Origin of the sequence: Inquilinus sp. YAF38 (assembly GCF_052113205.1) — a bacterium.
Classification (GTDB): Bacteria; Pseudomonadota; Alphaproteobacteria; order DSM-16000; family Inquilinaceae; genus Inquilinus.
Window position 1 is genome coordinate 1 of the sequence record NZ_JBFRCU010000121.1, and the last position, 18,576, is coordinate 18,576.

The following is an 18,576-nucleotide window of genomic DNA, read 5'->3' on the forward strand; positions in this document are numbered from 1 at the left end:
GGGCGCGCCGGGCCTCGGCGCCGCCGCGGCCGCGCCGGCCGGCCCGGCCGGTGTCCTGGGTCTCGTCCGATGGGGTGGTGGGGACGTCGGTCATGGCGGGCAATCCTTCTCGCAGAGTGACGATGCTACGCCGCGAGGCTTCGGCGACCATCGCGCCTGCGACCCGGCCTCGCCCGCTCACGACACCCTGCCCGGCAGCCGCACGCGCCGGCTTGAACCCGGCCCGCCGCCGGGCTACCTGGAAAGGGCCATGACCTCCGATCTCCCACCCATCGTCTCGCCCTGCACCGGCGTCTGCACGCTCGAGGCCGGCACCGGCCTGTGCGCCGGCTGCCTGCGCACGACCGACGAGATCGCGGCCTGGCGCGACGCCGACAATGCCTGGCGGCTGGCCACCCTGCAGCGGCTGAAGGAGCGGCGGCGCGCCCGCGGCCGCACCAGCGCCGCCGACAGCCGGCCGCGCCGGCGCCAGCCGCAGCCCGTCTGAGGACCTGCCATGACCACCGTCACCGTCGCCGCCACCCAGACCTTCTGCAGCTGGAACGAGGCCGAGACGCTGGACCGGGTCGAGGCGCTGGTGCGCCAGGCCGCCGGCCGCGGCGCCCAGATCGTGCTGCCGCAGGAGCTGTTCGCCGCCCCCTACTTCTGCCGCGACGAGCTGCAGAAGCATTTCGCCCTGGCGCAGCCGATCGACGGCCATCCGGTGGTGGAGCGGTTCCGCCGGCTGGCGGCGGAGCTGCAGGTGGCAATGCCGGTCAGCGTGTTCGAGCGCGCCAACAACGCCTATTACAACTCGATCGCCATGGTCGACGCCGATGGCAGCGTGCTGGGCGTCTACCGCAAGTCGCACATCCCGGACGGGCCGGGCTATGAGGAGAAGTTCTACTTCAACCCCGGCGACACCGGCTTCAAGGTCTGGCAGACCCGCTACGGCAAGGTCGGCTGCGGCATCTGCTGGGACCAGTGGTATCCCGAGACGGCGCGCTGCATGGCGCTGATGGGGGCCGATGTGCTGCTGTACCCGACCGCGATCGGCAGCGAGCCGCAGGATGGCGGGCTGGACAGCCAGCCGCACTGGACCCGGGTGATGCAGGGCCATGCCGGCGCCAACCTGATGCCGCTGGTGGCGTCGAACCGGATCGGCACCGAGCAGGGCGAGCGCTTCAGCCAGACCTTCTACGGCTCCTCCTTCATCGCCGGCCCGACCGGCGAGCTGGTGGCCCAGGCCGGCCGCACCGAGGAGGAGGTGTTGGTCGCCCGCTTCGACCTCGACGCCATCCGGGCCCAGCGCGCCAGCTGGGGCCTGTTCCGCGACCGCCGGCCGGAGCTGTACGGCGCGATCCTGACCTATGACGGGGTGACGCGGCCGGCTTGAGCCGGCGAGCCGTCCAGGCCGAGTAGGTTGGGTTCGCGACAGCGAACCCAACAGTGGTTCGGGCTGCACGATGTTGGGTTCGCTCATCGCGAACCCAACCTACGCAGATGATCGCCGACATCGCCCATCGCTGTGCTCACCCCGCCGCCGCCAAGCCCTGCCTCTCATCCGCGGCGATTTCGGCCAGGACCCAGTCGCGGAAGGCGGTGATCTTCGGGACGTCGCGGCGGCTGTCGAGATAGACGAGGTAGTAGAAGCCCTCGTCGCGGATGCTGTAGGGGAAGGGCCGGATCAGGTCGCCGGCGGCGAGTTCGTCGAGGAAGAAGGTCGGGTTGACCAGGGCCACGCCCTGCCCCGCCTGCGCCGCGCGCCCCATCATCTGCTGGTTCTCGAGCCGCAGGCCGCGGTCGGAGACGGTGCGGGGCACGGCCAGGCCGGCGGCGGCGAACCAGCGCTGCCAGTAGCCGTCGCCATCGTCCCAGAACAGCGGCACCTCGAGCAGGTCGCGCGGATGGCCGAGGCCGCCGGTGCGGTCGCGCAGCGCCGGGCTGCACAGGGCGGTGTATTCGATCGGCATCAGCGGGTGGGCGACCAGGCCGGGCCAGACGCCCATGCCGTGGCGGATGCCGATATCGCTGTCGCCGCGGGTGAAGTCGACCATCGTCGTCTTGGTGTCGAGCCGGACGGCGATGCCGGGATGGGCGAGCTGGAACCGGCCGAGCCGCGGCACCAGCCAGTTGGTGGCGAAGGTGTGGATCGAGGTGATCGACAGCAGCCCGCCGGTGTCGTCGCGCGCCGCGGCGAAGGCGCCGGCCAGCCGGGCCAGGGCCTCGGTCACCGCCGGCGCCAGCCGCTCGCCGGTCTCGGTCAGCGCCACCTTGCGGGTCAGGCGCAGGAACAGCGGCGCGCCGACGCGGTCCTCCAGCAGGCGGATCTGGTAGCTGACCGCCGCCTGGGTCATGCCCAGCTCCGCCGCCGCCTTGGTGAAGCTGAGATGGCGCGCCGCCGCCTCGAACACCCGGATGGCCGGCAGCGGCGGCAGGCGCGAGGCTGATCCTTCATCCATTAAGAGGGCTTATCCGTTGCTTATCGAGAACGCGTTGGTCGAACGCCCGGCGAACGCCGATATTCGTCTCATACAGAGCCCATCGCAACGACCGGCCGGTTGAACCCATCAACAGAGCTGATGCGTTGCGGGCCACCAGGAGACCGAGATGACCAGCATCGTTCAGCGGGCGCCCGTGCGCCCGATCCCCCGGCTTCGCCCTCGGCGCGGCCTGCTCTCCATCCTGCACGCCGCCGCCCGGCGGATGCTGCGCCCGGCCGCCGGCCGGGTGCTCGATCCGAAGTCGCTGTCGGATCAGCTGCGCCGGGACCTGGGGTTCGATCGGAGTTGAGGACGCATCGAACAATAACTGAACCAATAATACTGTCATGCCCGGGCTTGACCCGGGCATCCAGAGGATGTCGACAGCTTCTGGATTGCCGGGTCAAGCCCGGCAATGACAAATAGGGGAATCTCCCCTCCCGCAAGGGAGGGGACTTGAAGGGAAAGGCCCGGCGGTCATGCGGCGCTGCCCTGCCGCACCGCCATGGTCTGCGCCGCTTCGGCCAGCAGCCAGTCGCGGAACAGGGCGATCTTCGGGACGTCGCGGCGGGTTTCGAGATAGACGATGTAGTACGAGACGTCCTCGCGCAGCAGCGTCGGGAAGGGCTGGACCAGCTGGCCGGAGGCGAGGTCCTCGGCGAACAGCAGCGGGTTGAGCAGCGCCACGCCCTGCCCGGCCTTCGCCACCTGCCCCATGATCTGCTGGCTGTCGAGCCGCAGCCCCTCATCGGCGATCGAGGCCGGCACCGCCTCCCCCGCCGTGGCGAACCAGCGCTGCCAGGCGTCGGCGTCGTCCCACAAGAGCGGCAGGCGCAGCAGGTCGCGCGGCTGGCGCAGGCCGCCATCCGCCCGCTGCAGCAGAGTCGGGCTGCACATCGGCGCGAAGTCGACCGGCATCAGCCAATGCGCGGCCAGGCCGGGCCACAGGCCCTTGCCGACGCGGATGCCGAGATCGTGCTCGCCGCGGGTGAAGTCGACCTGCGCGCTCATGGTGTCGACCCGGACGGTGGTGCCGGGATGGGCTGCCTGGAACCGGCCGAGCCGCGGCACCAGCCAGTTCGAGGCCATGGTCAGCACGGTGGTGACCGAGAGCAGCCCGCCGCCGGCGTCGTCGCGCAAGGCGGCGAAGGCGCCGGCCATGCGCGACAGCGCTTCGGTCAGCACCGGCGCCAGGCGCTGCCCGGCCTCGGTCAGCGCCACCTTGCGGGTGAGGCGGTGGAACAGCGGCGCGCCGACCCGGTCCTCGAGCAGGCGGATCTGGTAGCTGACCGCCGCCTGGGTCATGCCCAGCTCCGCCGCCGCGCGGGTGAAGCTGAGGTGGCGGGCCGCCGCCTCGAACACCCGGACCGCGGCGAGCGGCGGAAGCTGGAAGCCTGGCTGGGTGTCCATGGGGTGGTCTATAGGCGGTTCAGGATATGTTCCATTCTCGCCCGGGAGGGGCGGTACGACAAGACGGAACCGCCGGGACCAGCCCTCACCCGGTCTCGCTGCGCGAGCCCGACCTCTCCCGCGTCCGGCGGGAGAGGTAAGCGCTACGGCCTATTCCCACACCGTCATTGCGAGCGCAGCGAAGCAATCCATGCAGCCGCTCGTGCGGAACGATGGATTGCTTCGTCGGCTTCGCCTCCTCGCAATGACGGTGAGGGGAATGACCCGTGTCCCGCCCCGCCTCAGTCCAGCGACTGCAGGGTCTCGCGCAGGGTCTCGACCAGGCGGTCGATCTCGGTCTTCTCGATGATGAAGGGCGGCGACAGGGCGACGATGTCGCCGGTGGTGCGGATGCCCACCCCCTTCTGGAAGCACTTGATGAACAGGTCGTAGGCCCGGGCGGTCGGGCGGCCGGCGATCGGCTCCAGCTCCACCGCGCCGATCAGGCCGAGGTTGCGGATGTCGATGACGTGGCGGGTGCCCTTCAGGCTGTGCAGCGCCTGCTCCCAATACGGCGCCAGGTCGGCGACGCGCTCGAACAGCCCCTCCTCGCGGTACACGTCGAGGGTGGCCAGGCCGGCGGCCATGGCCAGCGGATGGGCCGAGTAGGTGTAGCCGTGGAACAGCTCGATCATGTGCTCCGGCCCGGTCATGAAGGCGTCGTAGATGTGCTTGCGCACGCCGACGGCGCCGGCCGGGACGGCGGCGTTGGTCAGGCCCTTGGCCATGGTCACCATGTCCGGCTGCACGCCGAAATAATCGGCGGCGAAGCTGGTGCCGAGGCGGCCGAAGCCGGTGATGACCTCGTCGAAGATCAGCAGGATGCCGTGCTTGTCGCAGATCTCGCGCAGCCGCTGCAGGTAGCCCTTGGGCGGCATCAGCACGCCGGTGGAGCCGGCCACCGGCTCGACGATCACCGCGGCGATGGTGGAGGCGTCGTGCAGCGCCACCAGCCGCTCCAGGTCGTCGGCCAGCTCGGCCCCGTGCTCCGGCAGGCCGTGGCTCCAGGCGTTGCGCGCCAGGTCGTGGGTGTGGCGGATGTGGTCGACGCCGCCGAGCATGGTGCCGAAGGTGCGGCGGTTGGCGACCATGCCGCCGACCGAGATGCCGCCGAAGCCGGTGCCGTGATAGCCGCGCTCGCGCCCGATCAGCCGGGTGCGGGTGCCCTGGCCGATCTGGCGCTGATAGGCCAGGGCGATCTTCAGCGCGCTGTCCACCGCCTCGGACCCGCCACCGGCGGCGAAGAACACGTGGTCGAGGTCGCCCGGCAGCAGCTGGGCGACGCGGGAGGCCAGTTCGAACGCCTTGGGGTGGCCCATCTGGAAGGACGGGGCGTAGTCCATCTCCGCCGCCTGGTCCTGGATCGCCTGGACGATCTTCGGATGGCAGTGGCCGGCATTGACGCACCACAGGCCGGCGGTGCCGTCCAGCACCTGGCGGCCGTCGACCGTGGTGTAGTACATGCCCTTGGCCGAGGCGTAGAGCCGCGGCGCCGCCTTGAACGACCGGTTCGCGGTGAACGGCATCCAGAAGGATTCGAGGTTGTTCGGGGCGCGCAGGTCGCCGCGCGGCAGGGCGTCGTCCATGGGGTTCTCCGGTCGGCTGTGGAGGGAACCGAACACGCCGAACGGCCGGCGCCGGCTCGCCCCCGGATCGTGAAGGGCCGGAACGGAGCCTAGGACCGCCCGGATCGCTGGACAAGCGGGCGCGCGCGCCGGACACTGCGAAAACCGCCGGCGGAGGCCGCCCCGATGCCGGCGTTCGGGATTTCGAACAGGAAAACACCCATGGCCCTGACGCCGGGTCCTGCCCCCATGCTCACCGAGTCCCCCCTCCCCTCGCGGGAGGGGGCTAGGGGGAGGGGGTTCGCTCCGCCGGAACCGGCGCCTGCCGGCCAGGCCGCGCCAGACGATCCCGGCATCGACATCGGCGGCCGGCTGCGGCGGCTGCGCGAGGAGCATGGCTTGAGCCAGCGCGAGCTGGCGCGCCGCGCCGGCGTCTCCAACGCCACCGTCTCGCTGATCGAGCAGAACCGCGCCAGCCCCTCGATCGGCTCGCTGAAGCGGGTGCTGGACGGGCTGCCGCTGAGCCTGGCCGCGTTCTTCGCCCTGCCCGAGGGGCCGGAGGACCCGGTGTTCTTCCCGGCGGCCGAGCTGACCGAGATCGCGGGCCGGCTCGGCCCGCATGGCGGCGCCCCCGACGGACCCGAAGGACCCGAAGGACCCGAAGGACCCGGCGGGTCTGGCGGCCTGATCTCCTACCGCCAGGTGGGCTGCGACCTGTCCGGCCGGGCGCTGCAGATCCTGCATGAGCGGCTGGCGCCGGGCGCCGACACCGGCCCGACGGCGCTGAGCCATGCCGGCGAGGAGGGCGGCGTGGTGATCCGCGGCCGGGTGGAGCTGACGGTCGGCCCGCGCCGCCGCATTCTCGGCCCCGGCGACGCCTATTACTTCCAGAGCCGCCTGCCGCACCGCTTCCGCGTGGTCGGCGAGGAGCCGGCGGAGATCGTCTCGGCCTGCACCCCGCCGTCTTTCTAGCCACCGCCCGGGCCGCAGGCCCGGGCGCTCGCAGGGGACCTTCCTGTGAGGGCCGGCCCCGGCCCCTCCCCTCGCCCGGAACTGCAAGCACCTCCAGCCCCTTCCGCGAGCGGAAGAGGCGAACCCCATCGAATTGTCCTGGAAAGAGAGCATGTCGCGACCGCGGCGGCGTTCAGCTGCTGTCCGGCCTGTCCGGCCCGGACGGCGGGCAGCCGTCTCCGGACTCCTCCGGCGGCTCGGCCCAGCCGTCCGCTGGAAAAGAGGCCGCGGCGACGAGTTCCACGCCCGTGCCGGGCGGGTCGATGCCGTCGGCCTCGTCCCGGCCCTGCGGCGGAGGAGCCGAAGGCGGCATGCGGCCGATCTTGCGGCAGACCTCGCGCAGGAACTCCTCGGGCGACAGCGTGTCCATCTGCACGTCCAGGATCTCGTCCTCGACCAGCCTCTCCCACACCCTCGACCGCACGCGTTCGACGTCCCCGGCCACGTCCGGCCGGGCCACCGCATTGGCGACGGACTCGGCGGCCTGCTCCCGTTTCTGCCGGCGGCGCTCCTGCTCGCCCGATGCCTTGCGCTCCGTCTTGCGCATCAGATAGTCGGTGCGGATCCGCTCGGTCATCGCGAGCGACAGCCGCACCGACCGGGACAGCCGCGACTGCGTCAGTCCGAAATCCGGCGTGTCCGGCCCCGCGGGCGTCCTGTCCTGCTGCCGCTCGATCATCCGCTTGGTGCGCAGGTCGGACTGGACCAGCTCGCGCAACGCATCCAGCGCCCACCCCGTCCAATGCATGTCGGGGTCGGTCGGCTTGATCTCGTCGGAGTCGGATTGCGTCCTGTCCATAGAACGTATCATGAACGAAAGTCGCCAGTGAACGCAACTGAACATTGTGTGCACTCGCCCGCGGCAGGCGTCCGGCCGGTTTCCGCCCTTCGCTGTGACAGATATCGACCGTATCGACGTTCGAAGGCGGAGGCACCCATGAGCGACACCGCCATCGCCAAGCTGTTCCAGACCAGCCACAGCCAGGTCGTGCGTCTGCCGAGGGATTCTATCTGCCGGGCAAGAGGTCCGGGTGCGCCGCTACGGCCGCGGCATGCTGCTGGAGCCGATGGAGCGGAGCGCCGGGACATCCAGGCCATCTTCGCCAAAATAGCCCGGATGGCGGCATCGACTTCCTGCCCGAGGGCCGGCCCGAGCAAACGCCGATGCCGCCGGCCGACGACGTGTCGTTGGACGAGTGATCATGGATCGTATCGACCGCAACAGCGACTTCGCCCTCGCTCCTGCCAAGCGAGAGCGAAAGCCCACAAGAGTGCACTGCCACTGCAATTTAGCAATTTAGCAATTTAGAGATGATGCACCACGGCCGCTGAAAAGGATGTGCGGACGAGCCGAGCCTATCGACGGCGTGCGAGTTTGTGATGGACCAACTTCACGAAAGCGCTGTTGTACGAAGGATAKAGACGACGGAGCGCTGGCAACGATGCGCCACGGACGATCACAGACCAGCGACTCCTTTACTCGCCATCAATCTTCGCTGCCTTCTGCGCTCGGCACGTCGTTGACAAACTCCCAATCGTCGCTCGCCACTTCCGGGGCCTCCGACGCGTTCTCGATCTGCGGCGCTTCGACCAGCAATTTTTTGGTGGGAATCTCCGACACTCTCCAACCCAAGTTCCGCAGGAACTTGCCGAAAGCATCATAGGCCGCGGTCCGGATCTCGTTGCGCTCAGGCGGCGTCAAACTTTCCTCCCGCCGAAGATGTCGCTCAAGAAACTCTTTCTGATACTCCATCTCCAACGAGTTAAAGATCTGCCGACGACCAGTGAGACGCTCGGCCGCGAGCGATTCTTCCAAATCCGTCCCAGTCGCCCGCCACAGCTCGAGCAGGATATACTTGTATTTCGGCCACTGAGCAGGTTGCATTTCGCCACGATAGACTACGCGTTTAAATGTAGCGGCAGATGGTGTTATCTCCCATTTCCCAATATCCTCGCCCAATGTGCCCTGAAAAACGTCTACGAGCCGCCGCAAATCCCCAGACTTTGACACTTTAAAGAATCTATCAATATCAGCGATGAAGCCATCAAATGTCGCTTGTGTATCCAATGGCTCGAGTCCGGCCTTCTCCCGCCGAACATTCGCCCGCTCCAGTTCACCAAAAAATCCTCCGGTGAGCGCAGTCTGGAACGCAACCGTTGTCAGAACATTCTCGAATAGCCAAGTTACAAACTCCACTATTTTTGGGTAAATTTGACCACTCTCGGTACGAATAACTTTCTTGTCAACTACGGCGGCCAAAAAGCGATTGGCTCGCTCGTCCTCGAATTTCGCTTCGAAATCCGCAACCATCTTTTGTGTAGCGTTGAGACGGTTCAATATTTCCTGTAGCTTCGGTGCCTCTGACCCGTACTCCTTATCCCTTATCTTCTCAGCCAAGTGGACTCGGTGGCTCTCGAACGTCCGGCCGATACCTTGGCCTTCAAAAAGAATTGGACGAATCTTGGTGTTTGCCTGCTCCCTCAGCTGCAAATCAAGCCACAGCACCGCGCTTGAATGGGCTTCGTATGGGTGGAACCGTTCGAGCGCTCCTACGATGTAGGTGCCGAAACGCTCCCTAAATGTCTTCGCCAGCACCTCTCCCGCGGAAGCCATATAAAAGAAACGGTTGGTTGCGTTTGCAACATCCATACCCAACAGGTTCCACCCGTTGAGACGACGCAGAGTGCCAAAATTGGCGAGGTCGCTCCTCAGATAATAATTTCCGGCACGAGGTTTTGCTCCGCTAACATCCTCCAAACGATTCAGAAGTATATGCTCAATCAGATAATAGATATGGTTAACGCCCGATATAGCGATCGGGCTTTCGAGCTTCACACGGTCATGAGCCTGGTCTAGTTCGATGTTATGGATTCGCAACGACGTGGGGGCGTGGATATCGTCACGAGCCTTGATATTGGAAAGCGTGTCACGAAGGAACAGCGCAACAAGGTCATTGTCGTCGAGCAGCCGATTGCGGGAAGCAGAGACCTGTCGCGCGGTTTTGTTAAGTGTAAGAAAGATGGATCTCGCGGCCATCTTTACATTGTACTCGCCAGGAAAATTTACGTCCAACGCCGGAAAGACACAGAACATAATGGGCAAGCTAATGTTCGCCAAATCAAATGACTTTATGTAGTTTGGTGTCCACTCTTCATAGTAGTCCTTGTACGGCGCCTTATTTTTGTCGTCCCAGTCCTGTTTTAAATTGCGATATAGTGCCAGAAGCGCCATAGCACGATGCTGCCCGTCGACAATCACGAGGCGGCATCGGTTGGTATTCAACTTCAGGCGCACGAGATCATGTTCGTACAGCTTTCCGTCCTGGATCGGCTGGACAAACTCGAATACCTCCTGACCCTTTGCACCGGATCGGATCACTTTAACGTTGTGGCCGCTCTCCACGGAGTCCGCGCGAGTCACCTCGGGATAGAAGTCGGCGGGTCTGTTCGCATTCGTCTCGACAGGCATTACGGCGACGACGATCGGTGGGAATAGTTTTACGAGATCACGCGACTTTCGATCGAGCAGGTAAGGCACTAGCTCCGAGGAAACGCGCGCATCGTCAATGTCGCGCTGCATGATCTCGTCGAAACCGAGGTCGCGCGGCGGGAACACCTCGCGCACCGGCGCTAGGTGTCGCAACACCTCCTCGTTTGAACCCGAAAGAAGATTAAGACCGACGTGGGTGAGAAAGTACTTCACCTCAACGGTCTTTTCAGGCGCGGCGTCGCGACCGACGCTAAAGCTACCCGTGGAGCCCTCTAACGTCAGGTTGAGAGCCGAGGTGACGGTAAGGCTAAGAGCCATGTCAGTTTCTTCCCAGTATCGGGTAGTAGAGGCGATTTAGCACATTCTCTATATCGACAGCGATGGCATCATCCTTCGCCTCGGTCGTGTACGTGAACACAAAGAGACGATCCGGCGAGATCTGGCGTTTGGCGACTTGCCAGGCGAATCCTGCATCGCTACTTCGGATCCGGGGCACCTCTTTTAGTCGTAATAGTCTGTATTTCTCAATGAGCGATTTATGCGCCCCCAATCGCGTACGAAGATTTACAGACATCCCAATGTAGAGTGGACTCGCAAACATTGGTGCCGATTTATTGAGAATGTCTCGTATAGCTCGGAGGCGATCTGGATCATCCACTAGTCTAGAAACGAGGCCTTCAGATACTTCAAAGACGTGTTCAAGCTCGCCTCGAAACGCCGGCTTTAACGGGCCTTCTACGACAGCCTGATAGGGCTCCTCTCGGAAGTGACGAAATATCCGTTCATCGAGCATGATTCGGGCCGAACGCTCCGCTCCGCCTCGGTCAGCCTCACGCATCAGCTTCAGGTTGCCGATCATCTGGTCAAGGTCGAAATCCGTGATCTGTGGGCTGTAATACCAAGCGTATATGCCGGGAGCTGCCGGTGCGCCTGCGAGATCGACCCAGAGATGCTTTTGTATCTCGGTACTCATACTGACCGGAGCGTGCTTAGATTCGTCGGCGGTCGAGCTAGCCGAACGGACGAATTCTGCGATGGTCGCCTCCCGTGAGGCCTGATTATGGCGTCCAAAGCATCTCCCTTCGAAGCCGGGGTCCCGTGATAATCGCTTGTCGCGTCCGACAACGCATCGCAGTAGGCCGACGAGCCCTTCATTTGTGGCAGATTACGCAACCGCCTGCAGCTTCGTCGATGCCATAAACGTCATCAACGGTGTCGGGCACCACCACAGCAAGCGGATTAGTTGGACGCGCCCGCCGGAGTCGTTCACGCCGCCGTTCATAATCGGCCTTGACCTGTGCGACGCGCTCCGGCTCAATCAATTCGACGAGGCTCTCACCCTGGCTCCAGGTGAATGGCGATCCGTCCCTCAGAGCCGTCTTCTCGTATGCCACCGCCTCCGCAAAACGGTCGGGATGATGTTCCGCTAACCTGACCCATTCTATCTTCTGCTGGAAGAAGCAGAACGTGCAGCCTGACCGAGAGCGCCACGCGTAGTACTCCGGCTCGCCCACATCTGCCTGCCTCAGAATCTCGATGACGCCGGCGCGATCAATCCCGGCATTACGCAGGGGAAGGTGGACCCGCATGTTGGCATGCGTCGCTTGATACCCCTCGCGAGACGACTCGTCCGCACGTATTGCAACGTAGGAGTTCACCACTACACCGACATCTAAATCTGCGCGAAGCCACCGCTCGAGCGGGCGCAGCTTCAGTTGCCGGGTGCACCAGCGCGTACGGGGCGAGGGTAGAAAATTGCCATACTCATCCAACCAAAAATCGAAATCACGATCCGGATTCAGCCGCAGGATGGGCTTGCCCAGGAAGCCCTCCAACCTGTCGAGAAAGCTGTAGACCTCAGGCAGCTCCTTCCCGGTGTCTGTGAAGAAATACTCTATCGGCAGGGTGGGGTGATGTTGCCGCATAAACACGGCGAGGGCGGCACTATCCCGCCCTCCGGATATCCCGAGGATATGACGTTCTTTGGCCATCATGCGACCTCGGTTTCGGTGGTGTCTGCAGCCAGGCTTGCGACGGCACGCGCCAACGCCGCAAACCGAATACGACCCAAAGCCGGGTCGGTGTCAGCTAGAGCCTCTAGAATCCGGTCAGCAAGCACGGTGGCCTCCCGCTTCTCGGCCTCGGTGAGAATGAAGGTACGGACGAGGGGCGGCATCTTGGGGTCGACGCCAACCATGAGGGCCAATGCCTCGGTGCTGGACCTGCGGTCCCTGACGACCGCAAGGACCTCCAACTCCCGGAATTGACGTCCGAAACGAGCCAGTTGAAGGAGCGCCTGTTCACGATCTCGATCGGACCATTGGTGTGCCGGTTTGTGCAGGAGAAGACTGGCGATACCTTCGATATCGCCAGCACCGCCGTCGAACGCGGCAGCGCGCATCGCAAACCCCTCGAAGGCAAAGTCATTGGTCAAATTCTTGATGGCAGCAGCTCGTTCACCAAGGCCGGCGAACGTGCCGACGTCGACTGCCAGGGCGCGGGCTAGGGCCGTACGCAACTGCAGCATGAGATTGTCAAATGCCGACTCGGCCTCAATCAGGGCTGAGTAGACCTCATCCGCGGACACCCCGCTCCCAAGCACCTCTGGCAGATCCTGAAACAATAAGGCTTCCGGATCCCGCGACTTTAACACCACCCCACGAACCAATTGCGCGGTTTCGCTGATGGCCTCCGTACGTTTGGCATATGCGGTGAGTTCCGCGTAGCGGCGGAACAGTGTCTGCGCGACCGGGAGCGATGCGGTTTCGTTGCCCAGTCCGAACCTCTGCGCCAGACCGTTCAGGAAGGCGGCTTGTCGGACCGAGCGGTCGATGCGCCGCAATCGGATCCCGGCCGGCTTCTGCAGCATCTTGTCGATGAACACATCGTCGAGGCCCACCTGGAAGACGCCGTCGATGTAGACGGCGAGCCTGTCCCGATGTGCCATTAGGCTCGCGAGCGCCAGGACCGGCATGACGCCGGCCTTCAGCCCAAAGGGTGGCGCCGACCAAGTTCGATAGATCTCGTCAAGGGTGACGTCGGATGCGCTTTCCAGGACCTCCCAAGCGGGTTTCAGTGTCTCAGCATCCGGCGTACCGGCCGGGGACTGGAAATCGAACACCCCAGGTGAAACTTCCACATGGAGTCCGAACGGCTTGATGACCGTGAGGTAGAGCCCCATCTCGGCCGGGAAGCCATCGAATCCAAGATCGGGTCGATCACCACGCGACACCATGGCGTGACAGAGCTCACGCAGGGCAGCCATAGCGTTTGACGATGGCCGTTCGCGCTGGAGCAATTCGCTCCTGAGGACAGGGGCTTGGTAAAATGCCGCATCGGCAAGTGCTGTTGCGACCACAGCCAATGGTTCCCGCATTGACGTGACGGGATCTGGGGCAAACCACCACCGCGCGTTGTTCAGGGCGGCCTCAAGCTCCCGATGAACGAGATCGACACCGATCGACCGACGGGCGGCAATCTCCCGACGTGCGATGCGATCGCCCTCGAGTTGGGGGTGCTCGCGGAATACTCGCTCGATTGCGAACAATTCTGCAGCGCTGGATCGCAGTGCAAAGCCGTCGGTAGCGCCGCCAATCGCGGCGACAGCCCCCACCTTCTTCAACGCCTTGGCGACGGCTTTGCATCGTCGATCGATCTCGGCCGCCGCAATCGAACCGTCACCCAGCAGGAGCACCAAGGCCCCTCCGCCCTTTGGGCGGTGTGCCGCGATGTCGTTGGCCAATTGTTCAACGGCCTCAGCGTGACCCGTCAACCGGATGAGGACTTCGAATGTTCGAAGCGCACCAGTCCGAAAATAGTGTCGCTTGGCTGGGGCAAATCCGAGCCCGACGCGCTGTGGCAGACTGACGAGCTCCACGGTGGTGAGCGGCGCCGTCGCCTTGTTGATGGCATCTTCCAGATCGAAATCACTGCCGGCGAAGAGCGCATAACCATTGAGCCGGGGCTGTCGGATGAAGATCGCCCATTCCAGCAGATCAGCGATGGCGGCTTGCCGGTCTACATCCAACGCACTCGGTACCGCGGCAGCCAAGATGTCGTCAGCGAGAGCCAATCCGGAGCCATTCCGAAAGAACTCGACGACGGCCGCGCTCTTGGTCAGCGCAACGTGGAGAGAGTTGCCCTTGGCGCCAGCGCGCTCGATCGCCTCGAACGCCAAGCTGAAGCGCGAGCCATCTGCGCCGCTCGCGAGGGCCATTCCAAAATTGGCGGCCAAGTAATCCCAGAGCTGATCGGGGCCGTAGGTGGAGCTATCATCGGTCGCGTGCAGATGCTCCTGGAACCCAGCGGGTTCGGCGGAACTCAGGAAGCCAAAAACACTGCGCTCGTTCTGGGCGAAGCGCTGCCGCGATAGCGGTCCAAGCAGGAGCGCGGTCACCGGATTCAGCGGCCAAGTCAACGTCAGCGCCTCGGCAAGGGCGGACTCGTCGGTCGGCCGCCGCTTTCCGATCGCCGCGGCGACAATCGTTGCAGCTGCAGACGCCGATTCAGGTCGCTCTCGGCATGAGATTGCGCGGCCGAGCAAGGCAACGGTCTCATCGGCCCCTGCGAGAAACGAGATATCTTGGTATCGGCCTTGGACTTTCGCCCATTCCTGGCGAGCATCGCGCGCTGCCCTCGCAGCGTATTGGCTGAATGATTGGTGCAAGATCCCAACGACGACGAGCCGCCCCTCGCTGCGACTGCTGTGTTCGGCGAGGTCTTGAAGGAGGTGGATATCTCCGCCTCCAAGCGCCTCATGTTCCAGCAGCTTTCCCAGCTCGTCGAGAATCACCAGCGCGCCACTGTGGGCCTCTCTTGCAGACGCTGACAGCGTCTCAATCAATCTCTCGTCGCTCGCGGCCGCCGCAGCTACCACCGCCTTAGGCCAGCGGAAAGTCACCCGACACGCATCTGCGATGGCTTGGCGCAGCCCGATTCGGCTGCCTGTGACGGCGACGATGGCCCACGGCCCGCGATCCTCCGGAAACGCCTTCAAGAATTTGGATGCGAGTGCCCGCCCAGCGATCTTGCGCGCTATTTTTCGGTTGTCTGGCGGTCCCGCGACCAGATTGGCCATCAAAAGAGCGGCGCTCGATTTGCCTCCGCCATAGGGACCGGTCCACGTGTAGGCCCCTTGCTTGCTGTCAATCTGATTCGAAGCGAGCGTACTCAGCGCCTTCTCGACACTGGCCTGCAGCACGTAGCCGACCAGTGGCGGGGTTCCGTTCAGATCTGCGTCGAGGCGCGCAGAACGCGCGAAGCGGCGATTGATCTCGACGAGTGAAGCAAGTTTGGTCATGCGACCGCGGCCTGAGGTCCGTGGTGATAAGCAAGAGCGACTAGTTCCATAGGATCAACGTCACTTATGCGCTGAACCTGTCGTAGTCCGGCTGTATCGGTCCAAATCCAAGCTCCTCCAGTGAGTGCTTCAAGTCCCATGAGGCGGGTGACGACGCTGTCTTCGTCGAGTTTGAACACTCGCCCGGGTGAGCCGGCCGCGTAGCAGACATTCTCAGCAGTTAACGTGCTTGACCCGCCTTGCCGGCTCCAGAAATCGGCCAGCGCGTATGCAAAAATCCCGTCAGGCAATGTCGGTTTAGGCCCGCGGACGAATTCATGCCAGCCGCCAAACCGGGCTTCACGGATCAGACCGAGTTCGGCCAGGAGCGGCTCAGCCGCATCCTCGCCGAAATGTGCATCGTCCCGGCGAACGTAGCCTCGGAGAAACACTTCGATATCGCGTTTGAGGGTCCCCCGGGTCGCCCTCCAACCTCTCGCCTCAACCAAGCCCAGCAGCTCTTCGGCGAGCAAATTCGGATCAAATTCGATCGCCGCCAAGTGATTGAACGCATAGTAGGTGGTGGTCGTATACTGCGGGTTGCTCGCGATCGCCCAGTGCACCAGCCAAGTCGTACCGGTCCGCTCAATGAATGGATCGTAGCCGTGATCCGCTAGAATTGCGGTCCCAAGCGCCGTCGGTTGCAGCGTGCGGTCGACCTCTTCGATCATCCCGGATGCCAATCCCCAGAATCGCATCGATACGGCCATATTGCGCCCCACGCCGAACCGTGCGATAGCAGATTGTTCTTGGAATGTTCCAGCAGGCGCCCCGCCGGTGACGGCGTCAAAGGCCTTCTTCAGCCAGAGAAGCCGCAGCGGGAACGTTTCGTGTCCGGCGAACTGCCCGCGAGCGTTGGAATTGAGGAGGACATGCTTCATATCGCATGTCTACATCCTACTGGTGGACCCGTCCAGTGCGGTGGCGGAGCTTAAGGCAGGTCTCCGCTATCAAGGTCGACGCCAAGTCAATTTGCTCTACTGAATTGTATCTACCACAGAAAATTCGAATTACCGATTTGGCTTGTTCTTGCATCAATCCCATCGCTAACAAGACATGGGATGGCATCATCTGTCCAGATGTGCAGGCGGATCCAGTCGATATGCACACCGTTCTTGCCAAACTGACGACGATTTCATCTGCGTCAACATCCGTAATCTTGAGACTCAGGCTGCCGGGCAAGACTGGGGCACCGTCTGTGACCATATCAAAGGCAACTTGGTGCTGCTCGAGTCGCATCCGCATACGATCAGCGAGCCGGCGGCCATGAGCTGCGTCCTGTCCGATCCGGTCATGAGCAAGGTTCGCAGCTGCTCCGATTCCGACGATCAGCGGTACGGGCTCTGTGCCGGGGCGCACACCGCCCTGCTGACCTCCCCCAAACTGAATCGGCAGTGGAGTTGGGGCGGCCGCGGATGTGTACAGCGCGCCAATTCCCATCGGCCCGTAGAACTTGTGCCCGGAGATGCTGAGGTAGTCGACGTCGAGGGCAACGACATCGAGCGGCACCTTACCAGCGGCCTGAGCAGCATCGCAGTGGAATAATGCACCGGCGGATCGGGCTATTGCCCCAACTTCGGCTACTGGCTGCAGAACACCGGTCTCATTGTTCGCCGCCATGACCGAAACCATCAGTGTCTTCTCGTCGACGACCTTGCCGAGCGCGGCGATGTCGACAATGCCGTTCGTGGTGACGGGTGCCACAATCACTTCAAACCCGAGCGAGGCCAGCGAGTTCGCGGATTCCAGAACTGCTTTATGTTCAACTGCAGAAATGACAATTCGACGGCGATGCTTTCCGCTGGCCAGCGCCCACCTCGCAACCCCGATGATTGCCAGGTTATTCGATTCGGTTGCGCCAGATGTGAAGACGATTTCTGAGGGTGCCGCCCCTAGCAGGTGGGCAACCGCAGCTCGCGAACGATCGACTGCGGCAGCTGCGACCTCCCCGAGGAGGTGCGGCGAGCCCGCGTTTCCCGGGCGGGACCATGCCTCCGCCATTGCCGCATGCACCTCTGGTGCAAGCTGCGTAGTTGCATAGCCGTCCAGATAGATTGGGGTGGCTGACTTGGTTGCCCGTTCGTCCATCACTCTACGATAGAGCATGGGAGTGTCCGGATTCCACTTAGCACTGATCCGTACCCGCCTAAGCCAGTTGACGGCTCAGGCGAAGCAACCAAAGACTAAGGGGTGCGCCGACTAGCCACGCACCAAGCCGACATCCGCCGCCCCTCCCTTCCCTCTCCCTCCATCCTGCGTTAAACCGGCATCGGCCCTCGGCCGCTCCGGACTTCCTCTGATCGGACCCCGCCATGCCCGACTGGTTATCGCTCGCCGAGCTCACCGCCCTCGTCCAGGTCGTGATCATCGACGTGGCGCTGGCCGGCGACAACGCCATCGTCGTCGGCATGGCCGCGGCCGGGCTGGCCGCCGAGGAGCGGCGCCGCGCCATCCTGTGGGGCATCGTCGCCGCCACCGTGCTGCGCATCGTCTTCGCCCTGTTCACCACCCAACTGCTGCAGATCGTCGGCCTGCTGTTCGCCGGCGGCATCCTGCTGCTGTGGGTGTGCTGGAAGCTGTGGCGCGAGATCCGCGCCGACCACGCCGCCGAGGCCGCGGCGCTGGCCCAGAGCAGCGACACCGAGCCCGGCCTGCCCGCGGCCAAGACCTTCCGCCAGGCCGTCACCCAGATCGTCATCGCCGACGTGTCGATGTCGCTGGACAACGTGCTGGCCGTGGCCGGCACCGCGCGCGACCACCTGGAGGTGCTGATCGTCGGCCTCGCCCTCTCCGTCGCGCTGATGGGCCTGGCCGCCAACTTCGTCGCCCGGCTGCTGCACCGCCACCGCTGGATCGCCTATGTCGGGCTGCTGATCATCCTGTATGTGGCCGTCGTCATGATGTGGGATGGGGCGCACGAAATTTGGTCGGCGGCCAAGCCGGCTCTGGCAGGGTAAGGGGCTCGCTTTCCGCGGGGTGGTTCTCGCGGAGGGAACCCCCTCCCCCTAACCCCAGGGGAATCGCATTTGAATGAAGGAGGGGGTTGCGGGAGGAAGAGAGATCGATTCTGTAGAGGCTTTCTCTTGCGGAGGAGGCCCGATGTCGTCGCTGATCACAATCCTGCGCGAGGTTCGCGATCCGCGCGACCCGAACGCCCGGCACGATCTGGCGGAGCTGTTGTTCGTGGCGCTGGCGGCGACGTTGTGCGGGGCCAAGAGCTGCGTGGAGATCGCCGAGTTCGGCGAGGGTCGGGAAGAGGAG

General features: G+C 64.1%; 16 protein-coding genes. 6 read left to right on the top strand and 10 right to left on the bottom strand.

Features of this window, described 5'->3' with window-relative positions; genetic code table 11:
• The first annotated feature begins 250 nt into the window (after positions 1-250).
• Both AB4Z01_RS32990 and aguB read left to right on the top strand, forming a co-directional pair.
• Positions 251-487, top strand: a complete 237-nt coding sequence (locus tag AB4Z01_RS32990) for a DUF1289 domain-containing protein (protein ID WP_441700628.1) — start codon at positions 251-253, stop codon at positions 485-487.
• Between the two features lie 9 nt (positions 488-496).
• A complete protein-coding gene (gene aguB, locus AB4Z01_RS32995; RefSeq protein WP_441700629.1) occupies positions 497-1,375 on the top strand; it encodes an N-carbamoylputrescine amidase in 879 nt (292 codons plus the stop codon).
• A 136-nt stretch (positions 1,376-1,511) separates the two neighbouring features.
• On the opposite strand, the gene gcvA (AB4Z01_RS33000) is transcribed toward aguB, so the two are convergent.
• A complete protein-coding gene (gcvA, locus tag AB4Z01_RS33000) occupies positions 1,512-2,441 on the bottom strand; it encodes a transcriptional regulator GcvA (RefSeq protein WP_441700631.1) in 930 nt (309 codons plus the stop codon).
• Between the two features lie 148 nt (positions 2,442-2,589).
• On the opposite strand from gcvA (AB4Z01_RS33000), the gene AB4Z01_RS33005 reads away from it, so the two are divergent.
• Positions 2,590-2,772 (top strand): hypothetical protein, encoded by a 183-nt coding sequence (locus AB4Z01_RS33005; protein ID WP_441700633.1) that lies wholly within the window; start codon positions 2,590-2,592, stop codon positions 2,770-2,772.
• Between the two features lie 167 nt (positions 2,773-2,939).
• Here AB4Z01_RS33005 and gcvA (AB4Z01_RS33010) read toward each other — a convergent pair whose 3' ends face one another.
• Entirely contained in the window at positions 2,940-3,872 is a 933-nt protein-coding gene (gene gcvA / locus AB4Z01_RS33010) for a transcriptional regulator GcvA (RefSeq protein ID WP_441700635.1), read from the bottom strand.
• A gap of 281 nt (positions 3,873-4,153) precedes the next feature.
• A complete protein-coding gene (locus AB4Z01_RS33015) occupies positions 4,154-5,497 on the bottom strand; it encodes an aspartate aminotransferase family protein (protein WP_441700637.1) in 1,344 nt (447 codons plus the stop codon).
• A 378-nt stretch (positions 5,498-5,875) separates the two neighbouring features.
• Here AB4Z01_RS33015 and AB4Z01_RS33020 point away from each other — a divergent pair, with 378 nt between their 5' ends.
• A complete protein-coding gene (locus AB4Z01_RS33020; RefSeq protein ID WP_441700638.1) occupies positions 5,876-6,448 on the top strand; it encodes a cupin domain-containing protein in 573 nt (190 codons plus the stop codon).
• 172 nt (positions 6,449-6,620) lie between these two features.
• Here AB4Z01_RS33020 and AB4Z01_RS33025 read toward each other — a convergent pair whose 3' ends face one another.
• From AB4Z01_RS33025 to AB4Z01_RS33055, 7 genes are all read right to left on the bottom strand, one after another.
• Positions 6,621-7,286 (bottom strand): hypothetical protein, encoded by a 666-nt coding sequence (locus AB4Z01_RS33025; protein WP_441700640.1) that lies wholly within the window; start codon positions 7,284-7,286, stop codon positions 6,621-6,623.
• 687 nt (positions 7,287-7,973) lie between these two features.
• Positions 7,974-10,295, bottom strand: a complete 2,322-nt coding sequence (locus AB4Z01_RS33030; RefSeq protein WP_441700641.1) for a hypothetical protein — start codon at positions 10,293-10,295, stop codon at positions 7,974-7,976.
• A 1-nt stretch (position 10,296) separates the two neighbouring features.
• On the bottom strand, positions 10,297-10,950 hold the full coding sequence (locus AB4Z01_RS33035; protein WP_441700643.1) for a hypothetical protein: 654 nt from the start codon (positions 10,948-10,950) through the stop codon (positions 10,297-10,299).
• Positions 10,951-11,128: 178 nt separating this feature from the next.
• Positions 11,129-11,971 (bottom strand): phosphoadenosine phosphosulfate reductase family protein, encoded by an 843-nt coding sequence (locus AB4Z01_RS33040; RefSeq protein WP_441700645.1) that lies wholly within the window; start codon positions 11,969-11,971, stop codon positions 11,129-11,131.
• Entirely contained in the window at positions 11,968-15,276 is a 3,309-nt protein-coding gene (locus AB4Z01_RS33045; RefSeq protein ID WP_441700647.1) for a hypothetical protein, read from the bottom strand. The genes AB4Z01_RS33040 and AB4Z01_RS33045 overlap by 4 nt, the downstream gene beginning before the upstream one ends.
• Positions 15,273-16,196, bottom strand: coding sequence for a DUF4007 family protein (locus AB4Z01_RS33050; protein ID WP_441700649.1), 924 nt, complete (start codon positions 16,194-16,196; stop codon positions 15,273-15,275). Before AB4Z01_RS33050 ends, AB4Z01_RS33045 begins: the two co-directional genes overlap by 4 nt.
• A gap of 16 nt (positions 16,197-16,212) precedes the next feature.
• On the bottom strand, positions 16,213-17,421 hold the full coding sequence (locus tag AB4Z01_RS33055) for a cysteine desulfurase family protein (RefSeq protein WP_441700651.1): 1,209 nt from the start codon (positions 17,419-17,421) through the stop codon (positions 16,213-16,215).
• A 206-nt stretch (positions 17,422-17,627) separates the two neighbouring features.
• On the opposite strand from AB4Z01_RS33055, the gene AB4Z01_RS33060 reads away from it, so the two are divergent.
• Together AB4Z01_RS33060 and AB4Z01_RS33065 are read left to right on the top strand one after the other, a co-directional pair.
• Entirely contained in the window at positions 17,628-18,272 is a 645-nt protein-coding gene (locus tag AB4Z01_RS33060) for a TerC family protein (protein WP_441700653.1), read from the top strand.
• A gap of 142 nt (positions 18,273-18,414) precedes the next feature.
• A partial coding sequence (locus AB4Z01_RS33065) for a transposase family protein (RefSeq protein ID WP_441700655.1) occupies positions 18,415-18,576 on the top strand: 162 nt, incomplete at its 3' end.